15 protein-coding genes are annotated in these 15588 nt (G+C 35.5%); all 15 read left to right on the forward strand.

What is annotated here, in order from left to right; translation table 11 throughout:
• A partial coding sequence (gene rfbA, locus I6F42_RS07925; protein WP_197151709.1) for a glucose-1-phosphate thymidylyltransferase RfbA occupies positions 1 to 861 on the forward strand: 861 nt, incomplete at its 5' end.
• A gap of 3 nt (positions 862 to 864) precedes the next feature.
• Complete coding sequence (locus I6F42_RS07930) at positions 865 to 1752, forward strand: formyltransferase family protein (protein ID WP_197151711.1); 888 nt, start codon at positions 865 to 867, stop codon at positions 1750 to 1752.
• A gap of 2 nt (positions 1753 to 1754) precedes the next feature.
• Positions 1755 to 2879: a dTDP-4-amino-4,6-dideoxygalactose transaminase gene (gene rffA, locus I6F42_RS07935; protein ID WP_197151714.1), complete on the forward strand. Its 1125-nt coding sequence runs from the start codon at positions 1755 to 1757 to the stop codon at positions 2877 to 2879.
• Entirely contained in the window at positions 2876 to 4291 is a 1416-nt protein-coding gene (locus I6F42_RS07940) for a lipopolysaccharide biosynthesis protein (RefSeq protein ID WP_197151715.1), read from the forward strand. The genes rffA and I6F42_RS07940 overlap by 4 nt, the downstream gene beginning before the upstream one ends.
• Positions 4292 to 5542, forward strand: a complete 1251-nt coding sequence (locus I6F42_RS07945; protein WP_197151716.1) for a glycosyltransferase — start codon at positions 4292 to 4294, stop codon at positions 5540 to 5542.
• A gap of 80 nt (positions 5543 to 5622) precedes the next feature.
• Positions 5623 to 6213: a glycosyltransferase gene (locus I6F42_RS07950; RefSeq protein ID WP_197151717.1), complete on the forward strand. Its 591-nt coding sequence runs from the start codon at positions 5623 to 5625 to the stop codon at positions 6211 to 6213.
• A 171-nt stretch (positions 6214 to 6384) separates the two neighbouring features.
• A complete protein-coding gene (locus I6F42_RS07955) occupies positions 6385 to 6705 on the forward strand; it encodes a hypothetical protein (protein WP_197151718.1) in 321 nt (106 codons plus the stop codon).
• Positions 6689 to 6967 (forward strand): hypothetical protein, encoded by a 279-nt coding sequence (locus I6F42_RS07960; RefSeq protein WP_197151719.1) that lies wholly within the window; start codon positions 6689 to 6691, stop codon positions 6965 to 6967. Before I6F42_RS07955 ends, I6F42_RS07960 begins: the two co-directional genes overlap by 17 nt.
• A 271-nt stretch (positions 6968 to 7238) precedes the next feature.
• A complete protein-coding gene (locus I6F42_RS07965; protein ID WP_197151721.1) occupies positions 7239 to 8387 on the forward strand; it encodes a hypothetical protein in 1149 nt (382 codons plus the stop codon).
• 49 nt (positions 8388 to 8436) lie between these two features.
• Complete coding sequence (locus I6F42_RS07970) at positions 8437 to 9561, forward strand: glycosyltransferase (RefSeq protein WP_197151723.1); 1125 nt, start codon at positions 8437 to 8439, stop codon at positions 9559 to 9561.
• Between the two features lie 18 nt (positions 9562 to 9579).
• Positions 9580 to 10713 (forward strand): glycosyltransferase family 4 protein, encoded by a 1134-nt coding sequence (locus tag I6F42_RS07975; RefSeq protein ID WP_197151725.1) that lies wholly within the window; start codon positions 9580 to 9582, stop codon positions 10711 to 10713.
• Positions 10713 to 11309, forward strand: coding sequence for a sugar transferase (locus tag I6F42_RS07980; protein ID WP_197151728.1), 597 nt, complete (start codon positions 10713 to 10715; stop codon positions 11307 to 11309). Before I6F42_RS07975 ends, I6F42_RS07980 begins: the two co-directional genes overlap by 1 nt.
• Positions 11302 to 11931 carry an acetyltransferase gene (locus I6F42_RS07985; RefSeq protein ID WP_197151730.1) on the forward strand — a complete coding sequence of 210 codons (630 nt, stop codon included), beginning with the start codon at positions 11302 to 11304 and terminating at the stop codon, positions 11929 to 11931. The genes I6F42_RS07980 and I6F42_RS07985 overlap by 8 nt, the downstream gene beginning before the upstream one ends.
• A gap of 34 nt (positions 11932 to 11965) precedes the next feature.
• A complete protein-coding gene (locus I6F42_RS07990) occupies positions 11966 to 13144 on the forward strand; it encodes a DegT/DnrJ/EryC1/StrS aminotransferase family protein (protein ID WP_197151732.1) in 1179 nt (392 codons plus the stop codon).
• A gap of 488 nt (positions 13145 to 13632) precedes the next feature.
• Complete coding sequence (locus I6F42_RS07995) at positions 13633 to 15579, forward strand: nucleoside-diphosphate sugar epimerase/dehydratase (protein WP_197151733.1); 1947 nt, start codon at positions 13633 to 13635, stop codon at positions 15577 to 15579.
• The last annotated feature ends 9 nt before the right edge of the window (positions 15580 to 15588 follow it).

The following is a 15588-nucleotide window of genomic DNA, read 5'->3' on the forward strand; positions in this document are numbered from 1 at the left end:
CTTGCCGGAGGCTCCGGTACACGCCTTTATCCTATTACTATGGGTGTATCCAAGCAGTTACTCCCAATTTATGATAAACCAATGATTTACTATCCGCTTTCTGTATTAATGTTAGCGGGAATACGTGAAATCTTAATTATTACTACACCTGAAGATCAAGCGTCATTTAAACGATTGTTAGGTGATGGCTCACGCTTTGGTGTTGAGCTTAGTTACACAATACAACCAAGCCCAGATGGTTTGGCTCAAGCGTTTATTTTAGGTGAAGAGTTTATTGGCTCTGACGACGTTTGCTTATTGCTAGGCGATAATATTTTTTATGGGCAAGGGTTTTCACCTAAGTTGAAGCATGCGGTTGAGAACGCTAAAAACGGGCTAGGGGCGACTGTATTTGGTTATCAAGTAAAAGATCCGGAGCGTTTTGGTGTCGTTGAATTTGATGAGAACCAAAAGGCTATTTCCATTGAAGAGAAGCCAGCTAGACCAAAGTCTGATTTTGCTGTAACTGGTTTATACTTTTACGATAATTCAGTTGTAGAAATAGCAAAACAAGTTAAGCCTTCTGACAGGGGGGAGTTAGAGATAACGTGCTTAAATGAAATTTATTTAAAGCAAAACAAACTTAATGTTGAAATACTTGGTAGGGGTTTTGCTTGGCTCGATACCGGCACCCACGAAAGCTTGCTTGAAGCTGCACAATTTGTAGAAACAATTGAAAAACGCCAGGGTTACAAAATAGCTTGCTTAGAAGAAATCGCTTTCAACAATCGTTGGCTAAGTAAACATGACCTGAAAGTGCTAGCAAAGCCGTTTATGAAAAACAGCTATGGCCAGTATTTAATTGATTTAATTGGTCGATAAAAAATGAAATTAGCATTAAATTTACTTGGCTTTAAGGGTTTTTCTTGTCTTGAGGAAATTATAAATAATCGGTTTAATGAATTGTTAGAAATTACAGTTGTAATAGCTACTGATAAATCTATAACAAATGATTATTCTAAAGAAATAAAAAACCTATGCGAAACAAAAAAAATTACAAGTTATAACAGAGCTGAAATACATAATTATCGAGAATATAATTATGTATTTGCGATTGGTTGGCGTTGGTTAATAAAAGGTGTTGTAGATAGTAAGTTGATAATATTTCATGATTCACTTCTACCTAAATACCGTGGATTCGCACCATTGGTTAATGCAGCATTAAATAAAGAGGATAAAGTTGGTGTTACTGCTTTGTTTGGGGCTGAGGAGTATGATAAAGGGGAAATAATTGCCCAAAGATCATTAGAGGTGACTTATCCTATTCGAGTTGGTGAATTAATAGGGCAAATCACATCCTGTTATATAGATTTGACTATCAGTGTTCTAACTGATTTGGCTGCTGGAGTTGAACTTATAGGTAAAAAGCAAAATGAAAATGATGCATCTTATAGTGTTTGGTTGGATTCTGAAGATTACTTTCTAGATTGGAGGGAGGGGGATTCAGACTATATTGCTAATAAGATTAATTTACTTGGTGCACCATATCAACCAGCCAAAAGTTTTATGAACGGAGAGATAGTTAAAATCCATACGGCGGAAGTTTATAGTGACTTGGCTATAGAACAGCGGCATATAGGGAAGGTTCTAATTATCGAAGATGGGTGTCCAGTTGTGATTTGTGCGAATGGATTAATAAAAATTACAAATATGTCAGATGAAAACGATAAGAGTCTTATTCCTTTTAAACTTTTTAGAGTTAGGTTCAAATAATAATGATCCCTTTTAATATTCCTCCTAAAACAGGCAATGAACTGAATTATATCAAGCAAGCTATCCAATCTGATAAGTTATGCGGTGACGGTCCATTTTCAAAAAAATGCGAATTTTGGATAGAAGAAAATTTTAATACAGCTAAAGCATTATTAACTCCATCATGTACGGCTGCATTAGAATTGGCTGCGATATTAATAGATATAAAGGAAGGTGATGAAGTTATTATGCCTTCGTATACTTTTGTATCAACAGCAAATGCATTTGTATTACGAGGTGCAAAGATAATATTTGTAGATATTCGTTCAGATACTATGAACATAGATGAGTCATTAATTGAAGCTGCTATTACGAATAAAACCAAAGCTATTGTACCCGTGCATTACGCAGGTGTAGCTTGTGAAATGGATACAATACTCGCTATCGCAGAAAAACATGACTTGTGGGTAGTAGAAGATGCAGCACAAGGCGTAATGTCTACCTATAAAGGTAAAGCACTAGGAACTCTTGGTCATATAGGTTGTTATAGCTTTCATGAAACTAAAAACTACTCATCGGGTGGTGAAGGTGGGGCTATTTTAATTAATGACCCTAAGCTAGTTGAACGAGCTGAGATTATACGTGAGAAAGGAACAAACCGTAGCCAATTCCTACATGGTATTGTCGATAAATACACATGGCAAGACATAGGCTCGAGCTTTTTACCAAGCGAATTACAAGCTGCATATTTATATGCTCAACTTGAAGCAGCAGACACGATAAATAATTTCCGTTTATCAATATGGGAACGTTATTACAATAAACTGAGCCTAAAACTAAAGGCTGAACAGCTACCTCATATTCCGGATTCATTAACGCATAACGCGCATATGTTTTATATAAAATTGAGCTCAAATGAAGAGCGAAGTGAATTTATTAGTTATATGAAAGCGCAGGATATTACGACACCTTTTCATTATATCCCACTGCACTCAAGTCCAGCGGGTAAGCAATTTGGTGGGTTTATAGGCCATGACCATTACACAACGCAAGAAAGTTCAAAGTTAGTACGCTTACCTTTGTATTATGGAATGATTAAAGCTGATCAAAATAAAGTAATAAATGTCTCATTGGAGTTTTTTGCTTGAACGCCAAAACCATTTTACAATTTTCAATGGGACCTGTTGGTGCAGCTATATTGAGCTTAATTACTTTACCTTTTGTTGCATGGTTTTTTTCGGTTGAGGATGTTGGCCGTTTAACTATGTTACAAGTTATTCTTGGTTTAGCTGTATCATTATTTAGTTTAGCTATGCATCAAGCATATGTTCGTGAATACCATGAAGAAGAAGACAAGTCTGCGTTACTTAAATTAAGTATAATACCAGGTTTTGTGTTGTTGATTTTTATTTCTCTTTTTATTTTAGTGTTACCATTTTCGATTTCAAGTATCTTATTTGGAATAGATTCTAACTTAATAACTTTTTTATTATTCACAGGTTTGTTTGCTACCTTTTTTATAAATTTTTTAGCTCATGTGATTCGAATGCAAGAGCGTGGTTTAGCTTTTTCTGCAACTCAAATTGCTCCAAAAATATTTTTATTGATATTAATATCTCTAATAATGTCACTAAACTGGGCTGCAGAATTTAAAACGTTAATGCTGATGAATACACTCTCTGTTGTCTTCTCATTATTTATATTCTCTTGGCTAACGAGAGATTCATGGTTAATTTCTATTACCAAAAGTGTAGATTTTGTCCTCTTGAAGCAAATGTTGCTATTTAGCTTACCACTAGTTGCAGGTGGTTTAGCTTATTGGGGGTTAACGACAATGGATCGTTTTTTTCTAAGAAGTTTATCAGGCTTTAATGAATTAGGTGTTTATGCGTTAGCTGTGGCTCTGGCGGGAGTTGTTTCAGTTCTTACTTCGATATTCTCTAGCTTGTGGCATCCCGTTCTATATAAATGGACAAAAGAGGGGATAGATGAAAACAAGGTGCAGAGAGTTATCGAAAATATGATCCTTGTTGTAGCGTCGTTCTGGTCATTAGCTGGTTTACTATCATTTATAGTACCTTTCTTTTTACCACCTCAATACCTAGCTATTGAATACTTAATTGTTGCATGTGTTTCGATGCCTTTATTTTATTTACTTAGTGAAACTACGGGGGTAGGGATCGGAATAACTCGCCGAACAAGTTTTGCTATGTTTGCATCAATAGTTGCATTTTTAATTAATGCTATTTTAAACTATTTACTCATTCCAGTTTATGGTTCATCGGGTGCTGCTTTAGCTTCAATGGCCTCGTTTTTTATGTTTTTTGTAATTAAAACAGAAGCAAGTGCTTTTCTTTGGCGTCCCTTCCCAAGGTTTAAAATTTATTTTATTTTGGTTTTTTATATGTTTGCAACTTGTGTAGTGGTGTTAGCTAAAGCACATATATCTAATTTTTATATCGTCTGGTTAATATTATTATTATTAACTTGTGGTTTCTTTGCTAAGAGACTAATTGAATCCGTTAATTTTTTTAAAATCTATTTTGGAAAAGAGAATTAAATGTTATTTATCTATGGAGCTTTAGCTATTGGTGGTATAGAAACCTTCTTTGTTCGAATGGCTAAGGAAAGAAAAAAGAGTGGTCTTGTGACAACTGTTTTATTACTTACTGATAGAAAAAGTAGTAACACTGAGTTATTGAAAGAGATGGAAGAATACGCGGATGTATACTTCTATAAGGATATATTTAAAGGCCCATTTTTCTTAGTGAAAAGCATGCCTTTATTAACTTCTATAAAAAAAGAAAAATTAAAAAAAATATTTGAGAAGATTGATCAAATCCATGTAACTGATGGTGAATTAGCTTTACTTGGTTATAGATTTGCTCGAATACTTAATATTTCTACTCCATTAACGGTAGGTTTTTATAATCCAGTTAAATTTCTATGGGGGGGAGATCATGTTAAGTATTATGAAAAAATTAATAGGAAATTTGTTTTAGAATATTTACCTAAAAAGTCACTATCTTTATTTTCTGAAGGGAATTTAGATTTATATAATAAAGTGCTAGGTATAGATTTAACGGGCGCAAATACTTTTAGGTTAGGAGTTATAGAGCCAACGCCTATAAAGTTAAATTGTGACGAGCCTTTACAGAAAACATTAAAAATTTGCTCAGTAGGTCGATTGGTTGAATATAAAACATATAACATCTATATGATAAATGTCATACATAGCCTTGTAAATAAAGGATATGATATTGAATATCATATCTATGGTGAAGGAGACTTTAAGAATAAGATGCTGCAAAAAATCAAAGATCTTGGTTTGGAAAAGCATATTAAGCTTAAGGGAAATTTACCATATTCTCTTTTTAATGACGTTGTCGCTAATTATGATTTATTTATAGGTAGCGGTACCGCAATAATACAAGCATCTTCGTTAGGAGTATGCTCTATAGTTGGCATAGAAAAAACAGCAAACCCTGTTACGTATGGCTTTTTTTCTGAAGTATATCAATATGAGTATAATATATTAGGTCTAAACTTACCCACTTTTGATGTTGAGCAGATCATCATTAACTTCGTTACCTTAAATAAAAAAGATATAATAGCGCTCAAAGCTGAACATGCGAATTGTATTCATCCATTTACAAATCAAAACTGCTCCAAATTAATGGACAACTTAAATATAGTAACGATGCCGGATGAAAATTTTAGTTTTAGTTTGCTGTATTATCATATAACAAAGTTTTTAGATGTTTTGCATATCAAAATATGGAAAAAACATCCTAGAAACAATCGGAAATAGAATAAATATGCTTAAATATAGGGTAAGTAGTATTCTAATATTCAAGATAAAAATTAATTGTAACTTTTGAGGCTACATAGTTGATAGTTTTACATGTAATAGTAGGATTAGGTGATGGTGGAGCTGAAGGTGTTTTATCTCGGTTGTGTTTATTTGATGATAGTTCCAAGCATACCGTTATTTCACTTATGGGAGACGGGAAATATGGACCTATCTTAAGGGATGGTGGTGTTGAGGTTATTTGTCTAGGACTTGGACAGAATAAGTTTGGCATAAAAGCATTTTTAAAATTAATTAGAATTATAAAAAAGAGACAACCCGATGTCGTTCAAACTTGGATGTATCATGCTGACTTCATCGGTGGCCTTGCCGCGCGTTTGGCTGGGGTAAAAAACATTTGTTGGGGTGTTAGGACATCAGATATTTCATCAGAAAGCTTCTCAACTAAGTTAGTTGCCCGAGCATGCTCAGTGATTTCAAATATCATCTCATCAAAAATAATTTGCTGTGCAGAGTCAGCTTTACAAAGTCATAAAAAATTAGGTTATTCTAAAGAAAAGCTTTTAGTGATAAGAAATGGATATGATTTTAACCAGTTTAATTGTGAAAAAACACTCCCAGATAAAGTAGTAACTGATTACCGAATACAGTTCGGAATGGTAGGCAGATAGGGCCTAGCTGCTAAAACGTTAGGTATAAAAAATATTATTTGGAACGTTAGAGATACTTATTTAAAAGGTAATGGAGCTGTAAATTATATTTTTAGGCGGTTGTGTGGTTTTTTATCATATATAATACCTAAAAAAGTTATTTATGTTTCTTATTCAGCTCAGAGGGAACACTTGAAATCTGGGTTTAATAAAAGCAATTGTATTGTTATAGGGAATGGATTTGATATCGATAAGTATAGTTACTCTCACCAGTATCGAACTAAATATCGTAGCATGTTTAATATTTCTTCGGATGATATAGCCGTATTTTCCGTCGGACGTTTTGTACCGGCTAAAGATCATAAAACTTTTATACAAACGATATGCAGAGCAAGAGATAAAAATCCAAAAATTAAAGGTGTATTAATTGGAAGAGATATTTTTCTTGATATATTTGAGTTAACAAGCGAGCAAAAAAAGGGCTTTGTTGTTCTTGGTGAAAGAAAGCGCTAATATACGTGATATTGGTGTTTTCAATAATAATAGCTTAGATGTACTTGCTTTGAATTGGAAAAGAGCTGAGGGCGTAGGTAATAACCAACTTGATGAGGTCGTGTCTTGGTTAGCGTCGCTTGATAATTTTATTCAAAGCAAAAAATTACCCAAGCTTGATGGTATAAATTTATCTAATACGCTTACTGACTACTACAATACTTTTGAAGGTGCAGGGTATGGTGCTTTATACGTTTTAGCTAGGAATGTGTTTAAAAGGTAAATTCAGCGTTTATAGGAAAGATTTAAGTGCATATGATTAGCATTTGAACTATCAATTGAATTGTACGCATTGTGCATAGAAGTTTTGTCTATAGCGCGGTGCTAAATTAGAACGATAAACAAACTTTAAAAATCTGGGTAATTTACTTTAAATTGAATTATATAGTAAAGTAATGAATGAAGTTCTTTTAATGTTATTAGCTAATTTTCTACGGACAGGGTTTTTGTTATATTAATTTTAAGTATTATTTATACTTTTTTAGAGAGTTGCAATGGAAGTAATTAGTAATACTTGGCACTTAATCAGTGCGTTTATAGTTTTTGTTTTCGGTATTTTCTGTACCTTAGGAGTAACTAATTATTTTAAAGTTGCCCAATCTAGGGCTTTGTTTTTATATGCTTGGCATACATTAATTTGTATTGGTTATATGTTTTACTCATTAGAAAATGTTGCTGACTCAACTTTGTATTACATTAAAGGTGAGTTTGCTCCCGACTCGTTTTCTTTAGGTACGCGTGCCGTTGAGTATTTAGTTTATATTTTCAGATTTTTCGAGCTTTCATACCTTGGTGTTTTTTTAGTTTTTAATATATTCGGGAGTATTGGTTTATTAGCTTTTTATGCTAGCTTAAACCAAGTTGTAATTTTCAATTCTATCCTTTTACGTCGAGTGGCTTTACTTATTGTTCTATTACCCTCAGTAAGCTTCTGGTCATCGGCAATAGGTAAAGATTCATTATCTTTCTTGGCTATCGGATTAGCTCTTTGGTCAGCACTGGCTCTGGATAAAAGAGTGTTGCTTATGACTACGGCAATTCTTATTATGTTATTCGTTCGACCCCATATGGCTGGTATGCTAATAATTGCGATAGGCATGGGTATATATTTTAGTGAAAAAATTACAGTAATAAAAAAAATGTTTATCGGTATATTAATAGTAGGAATCGCTGTGGTTATGGTGCCATTTGCACTTAAATACGCGGGCTTAGGGCAAGCAAATAATATTAATGATATTGAAGCATATATTGATGAACGTCAGGGTTATAACCAGTCAGGAGGGGGGGGGGTAGACATCGCCTCAATGTCACTACCTATGCAGCTTTTTACTTATTTGTTAAGGCCCCTTCCATATGAAGCTCAGAGTATTCCTGCTTTGGCGGCTTCGATAGATAATTTAATATTACTAATTTTAATTATTTATTACTTTCTTTTGAGGGTTAACAATAGGCCAGTAGCTAATGGTTATAGTCTTATTGGCAACCGAATGTTCATGTGGTCATATATTGGAATGTCGTGGTTTATTTTAGCTAGTACAACTGCTAATTTAGGTATCTCTGTTCGTCAAAAATGGATGTTTGCTCCGATATTAATTTTTTTACTAATATCGTATATCTCAAGTAGAGAATCAAATAAAGAATAGCCTTGTATGGTTACTAATAAATTTATGTGAATACTAAAAGTGAAATAGAATGAAAGTTATACATATTATTACTGGGCTCAATGATGGTGGTGCAGAAGGAGCGTTATTCCGTCTAGTAACAGCTAGTTCCAGTGAATTTGATCATATAGTTATCTCATTAATGGATAATGGAAAGTATGGTGATGAGTTAATCTCATTAGGTATTAAAGTTGTTACGCTGAACATGCCGCGCGGTAAAGTTACATTAAAAGCATTGAAGTTACTTTATGCTGAGTTAAAAAGAGAGAAACCCGACGTAGTCCAGACTTGGATGTATCATGCAGACTTTCTAGGTGGTGTTATTGCAAAGCTAAGTGGTTGTAAAAAAATATTTTGGGGGATTAGGCATTCAAATTTATCAATGGATGTAAATAGTAAATCAACAATAATATTCGCTAGATTATGTGCTTGGTTATCACCTTGGATACCGACAAAAATAATAAGCTGTGCTGAAGAAGCGGTTCTAGTACATAAAAAGTTTGGTTATAGAGGCTCTTTTTCTGTTGTACCCAATGGTTACGATACCACTAAGTTTGTCCCTAATTTAACTTTAAGAAAGCTAACTAGAAGTGAGTTTAACTTGGCGGAGGATACTCCTTTAGTTGGTTTTGTTGCTAGGTGGGACCCGCAAAAAGATCATGAAAATTTGTTACTCGCGATTCAAATAATTCAAACTCGTTATCCTAATGTATGTTGTGCATTGATCGGTACAGGGTGCGATACAGATAATATTGATCTAATATCTAAGATTCAAAGCTTGGGTATAGAAAAGAATATTATGTTATTAGGGAGACGGAATGATATTCCAGCAATTATGAATGCTTTGGATATACACGTACTATCTTCATGTGGAGAAGCTTTTCCTAATGTTGTTGCTGAAGCTATGTCTTCAGGAACTCCATGCATTGTTACCGAGGTAGGGGATGCCCCCTTAATCGTTGGAACCTTTGGATGGGTTGTACCGCCTAAAGATCCTGGTAAACTAGCAATTGCAATTGATTTAGCATTAAGAGAAAAGCAACTTGGTTTATCTTGGAGAAAGAGAGAACTAGGTTGCTCAGATAGAATTAAAAATACATTTAGCTTACATAGAATGGTTCAAGGTTATAGTAAAAATTGGCTTTCGGATCGCTAATATGAGTGTGGTTAAATTATGAGAAAATTGCTAATTGTTACAACGGTTGCAGAGACCCTAGATACTATTTTAACTAAACAACCTAATCACTTGAATAATTATTTTAATGTCTATCTCGCTACCTCTCCAGGGACAGGGGTTGAGCGTGTTGAAAGTCAAGAAGGTATTAGTGTTAATATTATTCCGATGATAAGAGGAATTAATCCGTTTTATGATCTTTATTCCATCTATAAAATGATTAGATTACTACGCCAAATTAAACCGGATATTATTCATTCTTATACTCCTAAAGCAGGTCTTGTTTCTATGCTTGCATCATGGTTATGTAGAGTCCCAGTCCGAATTCACTCATTCACTGGTTTAATATTTCCTACTTCGTCGGGATTTAAAAAAAGATTACTAGTTACCATAGACCGCTTAATTTGTCGGTGCGCAACTGTAATTATACCGGAAGGAAATGGAGTGAAAAATGATCTGCTCCGTTATAATATCACGAAAAAAAAGCTTGATATTATAGGCTATGGTAATATAGCAGGAGTAGATAGTTCGTATTTCAATAGAAACCAATGTACCGATTCAAAAGATTTTCTAAAGTTGAAGGATAGCTTAAACCTGAGCCCTCAAGATTTTGTATTTTGTTTTGTTGGTCGGTTGAATAAAGATAAAGGCTTAAATGAACTAGTGGAAGCATTTAGCCTATTGGATGAGAATGCTCGTCTATTGGTTTTAGGGAATATGGATAAAACAGCTCCATTAAGTAAAGTGGTATATAAAAAATTAGTTGAGCATCCAAGAATCCATTTATTAGGTTTTCAAAAAGATATCAGGCCTTCATTAGCATTATCTAACATTTTAGTTTTACCAAGCTACCGAGAAGGGTTTCCTAATGTGCTTCTACAAGCTGGGGCTATGTCACTGCCCGCTATCGCAACTGACATAAACGGTTGTAACGAAATAATCAAACCAAATTTAAATGGGTGGCTCGTAGAGCCTAGAAACTCACTTTTGTTATTCAGTGAAATGGAAAAAGCAATGTTATCTGATAAGTTAGATTCAATGGGAATAGAAGCTAGGACTAATATCATAGACAAATATGAGCGTTATGAGCATTGGGAACGAATGGTTTCTTTCTACAATAAAAGTAATTTGTGATGAAGAGAATATTTGACATTTTAGCTTCTACAATATGCTTATTAACTTTATTACCTGTAATAACAATTGTAGCTTTACTCATTCGTTTTAATTTAAGTTCGCCTATTTTATTTATTCAAGAACGTCCAGGCTTGAATGGTAAAGTATTTAAAATGATGAAGTTTAGAACTATGCTTGAGAGTAAAGATAAGCAAGGTAACTTATTGGAAGATGATGAGCGTATGACAAGTTTTGGCACATTTTTACGCTCTACTAGTTTAGATGAACTACCTGGTTTATTTAATGTATTGAAAGGTGATATGAGCTTAGTTGGGCCACGACCTTTATTGGTTCAGTATTTACCCCTCTATAGCGTAGAGCAAGCACGTCGTCATAATGTGCGCCCGGGTATTACTGGTTGGGCACAAGTAAATGGTCGCAATGCAATTAGCTGGGACCAAAAGTTTAAACTCGATGTTTGGTATGTTGATAATCAAAGCTTTTGGCTCGACTTAAAAATATTGTTACTTACCGTAAAAAAAGTGTTTGTACGTGAAGGTATAAGTGCTGACGGGCATGTGACCATTAAGCCATTTAAAGGTTCTAATAATGATTAAAAAGTTGGCCATAGTTGGTGCAAGCGGTCATGGAAAAGTGATTGCTGATATTGCTGAACAACTTGGATACACAGTTAACTTTTATGATGATGCCTATCCTAATAAAAAAAAAATAGAGCATTGGTTTGTTATAGGTACATTTTCAGATATGCTTAATGTACCTAGCACTAACATAAATGTTGTTGTTGCTATAGGACACAATAATACCCGAGAAGTAAAAATGAAAACGTTAGCCAAAAATGGCTACACCCTTCCAATCCTAATACACCCAAGTGCAATTATAAGTAAATATGCTCAAATAGATTCTGGGTCTGTTATAGCTGCTAATGCTGTCATTAACGCCTTCGCAGTAATAGGCCGTGGATGTATAATTAATACTTCAGCTATAATTGAGCATGATTGCAAAATAGATGACTTTACGCATATTTGCCCAGGAACAGTATTAGCTGGCGGAGTTAGTGTTGGACGAAGTAGTTGGGTAGGTATTGGAAGTAAAGTAAAACAACTTATTAATATTGGCGATAATACATTAATTGGTGCAGGTAGTTTGGTTGTCAAAGATATACCATCTGGTGTAATTGCTTATGGCTCTCCCTGCATTAAAGTTTCAGAGAATAGTTAAGCCTTTTAAGCCTTTTAAACCTTATAGGAATTACATGTTAAATACCCCATTTTCTCCATGGCCTAGCTTCACTCAAGAAGAGGCCGATGCTGTCAGTCGTGTTGTTTTATCAAATAAAGTTAATTATTGGACGGGTACAGAAGGTCGTGAATTCGAAAAAGAATTCGCCACATGGGCCGATAGTGACTACGCCATTGCTTTAGGTAATGGTACGCTAGCGCTTGATATCGCATTAAAAGCACTTAATGTAGGTGCGGGCGATGAAGTGATTACCACGCCACGTACTTTTTTAGCGTCTGCCTCAAGTATTGTTACTGCTGGTGCTGCACCTGTTTTTGCCGATGTTGATTTAAATAGCCAGAATATTACTGCTGAATCAATAGAAGCTGTATTAACACCTAACACAAAAGCCGTTATTGTTGTGCATTTAGCGGGTATGCCTGCTGAAATGGATACCATTATGGCGCTAAGTGAAAAATATGGCTTTTATGTAATAGAGGACTGTGCGCAAGCGCATGGTGCTAAATATAAAGGCAAAAGTGTTGGCTCTATTGGGCATGTTGGTGCTTGGAGTTTTTGCCAAGATAAAATAATGACCACCGGTGGCGAAGGCGGCATGGTAACCACTAATTCAAAAGAGTTATGGTCAACTATGTGGAGCTACAAAGATCACGGTAAAAGCTTTGATGCTATTTATAACCGTGAGCACCCACTGGGGTTTAGATGGCTACACGAAAGCTTTGGTACTAATTGGCGTATGACCGAAATGCAAGCCGCTATCGGCCGTATTCAACTTACGCGTATGAGTGAGTGGACTGCAAAGCGTCAAGCTTATGCTGCACACCTAGACAATGCAGCTAAAGAGTTTAATTGTATTCGATTGGTTGAAGTACCTGAATACAGTGAACATGCAGAATATAAACATTATATGTTTATTAAGCCAGAGCAATTAGCTGAAGATTGGGATCGTGACCGTATCGTTAATGCTATTGTAGAGCGCGGTGTGCCGTGTTTTCAAGGAAGTTGCTCAGAAGTTTATCTTGAAAAAGCATTTGATAACACTCCTTGGCGCCCAGAAAAGCGTTTACCAAATGCAGTAGAGCTTGGTGAAACATCATTGATGTTTTTAGTACACCCAACACTTACTGAAGCTGAAATAGCTAAAAAAACACAAGTAATGAAAGAAGTTTTTTCATTGGCGTCTAAATTTTAAAGGTGTGACGAACTCTCAGCTTATAATTGTGAGTTAAAAAATCATAGTTATAAGCTGCACTCACTGTTTAGGGTTTATGCATGAATACTTGTTCATGAAGTGTGGGTTGGGGCAAAGTGGGTGGTGGAATTCATTACCTAGTAAAGAATTTTATAGAACGTAAGCTCATCATTCAATCGCCTAGCCTATTAGGCGGTGTTTTTTGATGCTTCTAACCCATTAATCAAAAAGCAGTTATTTTAAAATGTGTCTCAGGCTGAGACATTTCTGAGACACATTTTACCACCATTTATTACATCAATAGTGACATATCTGAAATTTTCAACCGGCCCTATCGGGCTCTAATATTGTAATTTATTACTATTTAATCAACAATGAACTACATTAAAAGCTAATTACACTAGCCTATTTTTGCTATAGTAACCATATTGTTAATTCTAAATGCGATACGGGGTTGACCCTGTATTTACATCACAAAGGAACGTGTCTTGGATAGTTTCATTCGCTCTATTTTAAACGCATCGCGTGCCAAAAAACGCATTATTACATTGTGCATTGATTCATTATTTATTGTGCTGGCTTTTTGGTTAGCGCTTATTGTCAGGCTTGATAGCTTTGAGTCGCTGCAGCGTTTGGATAATTGGCTTTTATTAGCCGTGTTAATACCGGTTAGCTTATATACATTTATAAGTTTAGGCTTGTATCGCGCAGTACTTAGGTATATGAATTCACAAGCTATTTGGGCAATTGTATTAGGCACTGTAATAACAACGATCAGTTTGGTTTTAATCGCCTTCTTTATAGGTATAGATATACCGCGCACGATGCCATTTATATTTGCGTGGTTGTGTTTATTAACTGTGGGTGGTTCTCGCGTATTGGTACGCGCGATGATTGGCAGAATGACGACAAGCAAAAAAGAACCAGTAATTATTTATGGGGCGGGTTCTGCCGGGCGACAATTAGCGACGGCATTAGGTGCTGGCCCAGAGTATTTTGTTAGAGCGTTCATTGACGACGATGTAACTAAACATGGCTCAATCATTCAGGGTATACCCGTTTTATGTTTTAAAGGTATTTACGAGCTAATAAATAAACGCAAAGTAAGTAAAGTTTTATTAGCACTCCCAAGCGCAACTCGCGCCCGCCGTAAAGAAATACTCGCCCAATTAGAACCTTTAACAATTAACGTACTCTCAATACCAGGTATGGCTGATGTAGTAGAGGGCAAAGCAAAGCTTGCTGAAATAGCTGAGGTTGGTGTTGAAGACTTACTAGGTCGTGACCCTGTTGAACCAAATACTGATTTAATGACCGCTAACATTGCTAATAAAGTGGTTATGGTAACAGGAGCCGGTGGTTCTATCGGCTCTGAACTGTGTAGACAAATAGTTAAACAAAAACCAACAAAGCTTGTTTTATTTGAGCTTAGTGAGTTTGGTTTATATTCAATAGAAAAGGAGCTTAGTGAGTACATTGCTAATAATAACCTTGATATTGAACTGGTACCTATAATGGGTTCGGTGCAACGTATTAACCGAATTGAAACTGTAATGACAGTCTTTGGTGTGCAAACTGTTTACCACGCTGCAGCTTATAAACATGTGCCGTTAGTTGAGCATAATGTAGTAGAAGGTGTACGTAATAATGTGTTCGGTACTTATTACGCGGCAAAAGCCGCGGTAAATGCAAAGGTTGAGACTTTTGTGCTTATATCAACTGATAAAGCAGTTCGCCCGACCAATGTAATGGGCGCGACTAAGCGTATGGCAGAACTTGCACTGCAAGGGTTAGCGCAAGAGCAAGGTGTAAAACATAAAACACGTTTTTGTATGGTACGCTTTGGTAATGTATTGGGGTCGAGTGGCTCTGTAGTGCCACTATTTCGCAGGCAAATAAAAGAAGGCGGCCCTATAACGCTAACACATCCTGATATAACACGCTTTTTTATGACGATCCCTGAAGCGGCGCAATTAGTTATACAAGCTGGTGCTATGGGTAAAGGCGGCGATGTATTTGTACTCGACATGGGCGAACCAGTTAAAATTAAAGATCTGGCGACTAAAATGGTTCGGCTTTCTGGTTTTGAAGTTAAAAGTGACACTAACCCGCATGGCGATATTGAAATACTGTGTACCGGCTTACGCCCTGGTGAAAAGCTCTACGAAGAGTTATTAATAGGCGATAATGTGGGTGAAACATCACACGAACGTATAATGACAGCCAGTGAAGTAATGCTACCTTTAGCTGAGCTTAATGTGTTTATAGAAGCGTTAGATATTGCATGTCATAACTTTGATCATGAAACAATTCGCCAATTGTTGTTAGATGCACCCACAGGTTTTAATCCAACTGATGGTATATGCGATTTGGTATGGAATGCTAAAATAAGACAGCCAAGCGCAGATAAACAAAAGGTTGTGAATATAAATTAAGAATTTTTT

This window comes from Pseudoalteromonas sp. SWYJZ12 (assembly GCF_015864395.1).
GTDB classification, from domain to species: domain Bacteria; phylum Pseudomonadota; class Gammaproteobacteria; order Enterobacterales; family Alteromonadaceae; genus Pseudoalteromonas; species Pseudoalteromonas arctica.

Coding starts and splice junctions, on each gene's coding strand:
- I6F42_RS07970 (WP_197151723.1), top strand. CDS start 8,437: ATGAAAGTTATACATATTATTACTGGGCTCAATGATGGTGGTGCAGAA.
- I6F42_RS07945 (WP_197151716.1), top strand. CDS start 4,292: ATGTTATTTATCTATGGAGCTTTAGCTATTGGTGGTATAGAAACCTTC.
- I6F42_RS07980 (WP_197151728.1), top strand. CDS start 10,713: ATGAAGAGAATATTTGACATTTTAGCTTCTACAATATGCTTATTAACT.
- I6F42_RS07990 (WP_197151732.1), top strand. CDS start 11,966: ATGTTAAATACCCCATTTTCTCCATGGCCTAGCTTCACTCAAGAAGAG.
- rffA (WP_197151714.1), top strand. CDS start 1,755: ATGATCCCTTTTAATATTCCTCCTAAAACAGGCAATGAACTGAATTAT.
- I6F42_RS07930 (WP_197151711.1), top strand. CDS start 865: ATGAAATTAGCATTAAATTTACTTGGCTTTAAGGGTTTTTCTTGTCTT.
- I6F42_RS07975 (WP_197151725.1), top strand. CDS start 9,580: ATGAGAAAATTGCTAATTGTTACAACGGTTGCAGAGACCCTAGATACT.
- I6F42_RS07965 (WP_197151721.1), top strand. CDS start 7,239: ATGGAAGTAATTAGTAATACTTGGCACTTAATCAGTGCGTTTATAGTT.
- I6F42_RS07985 (WP_197151730.1), top strand. CDS start 11,302: ATGATTAAAAAGTTGGCCATAGTTGGTGCAAGCGGTCATGGAAAAGTG.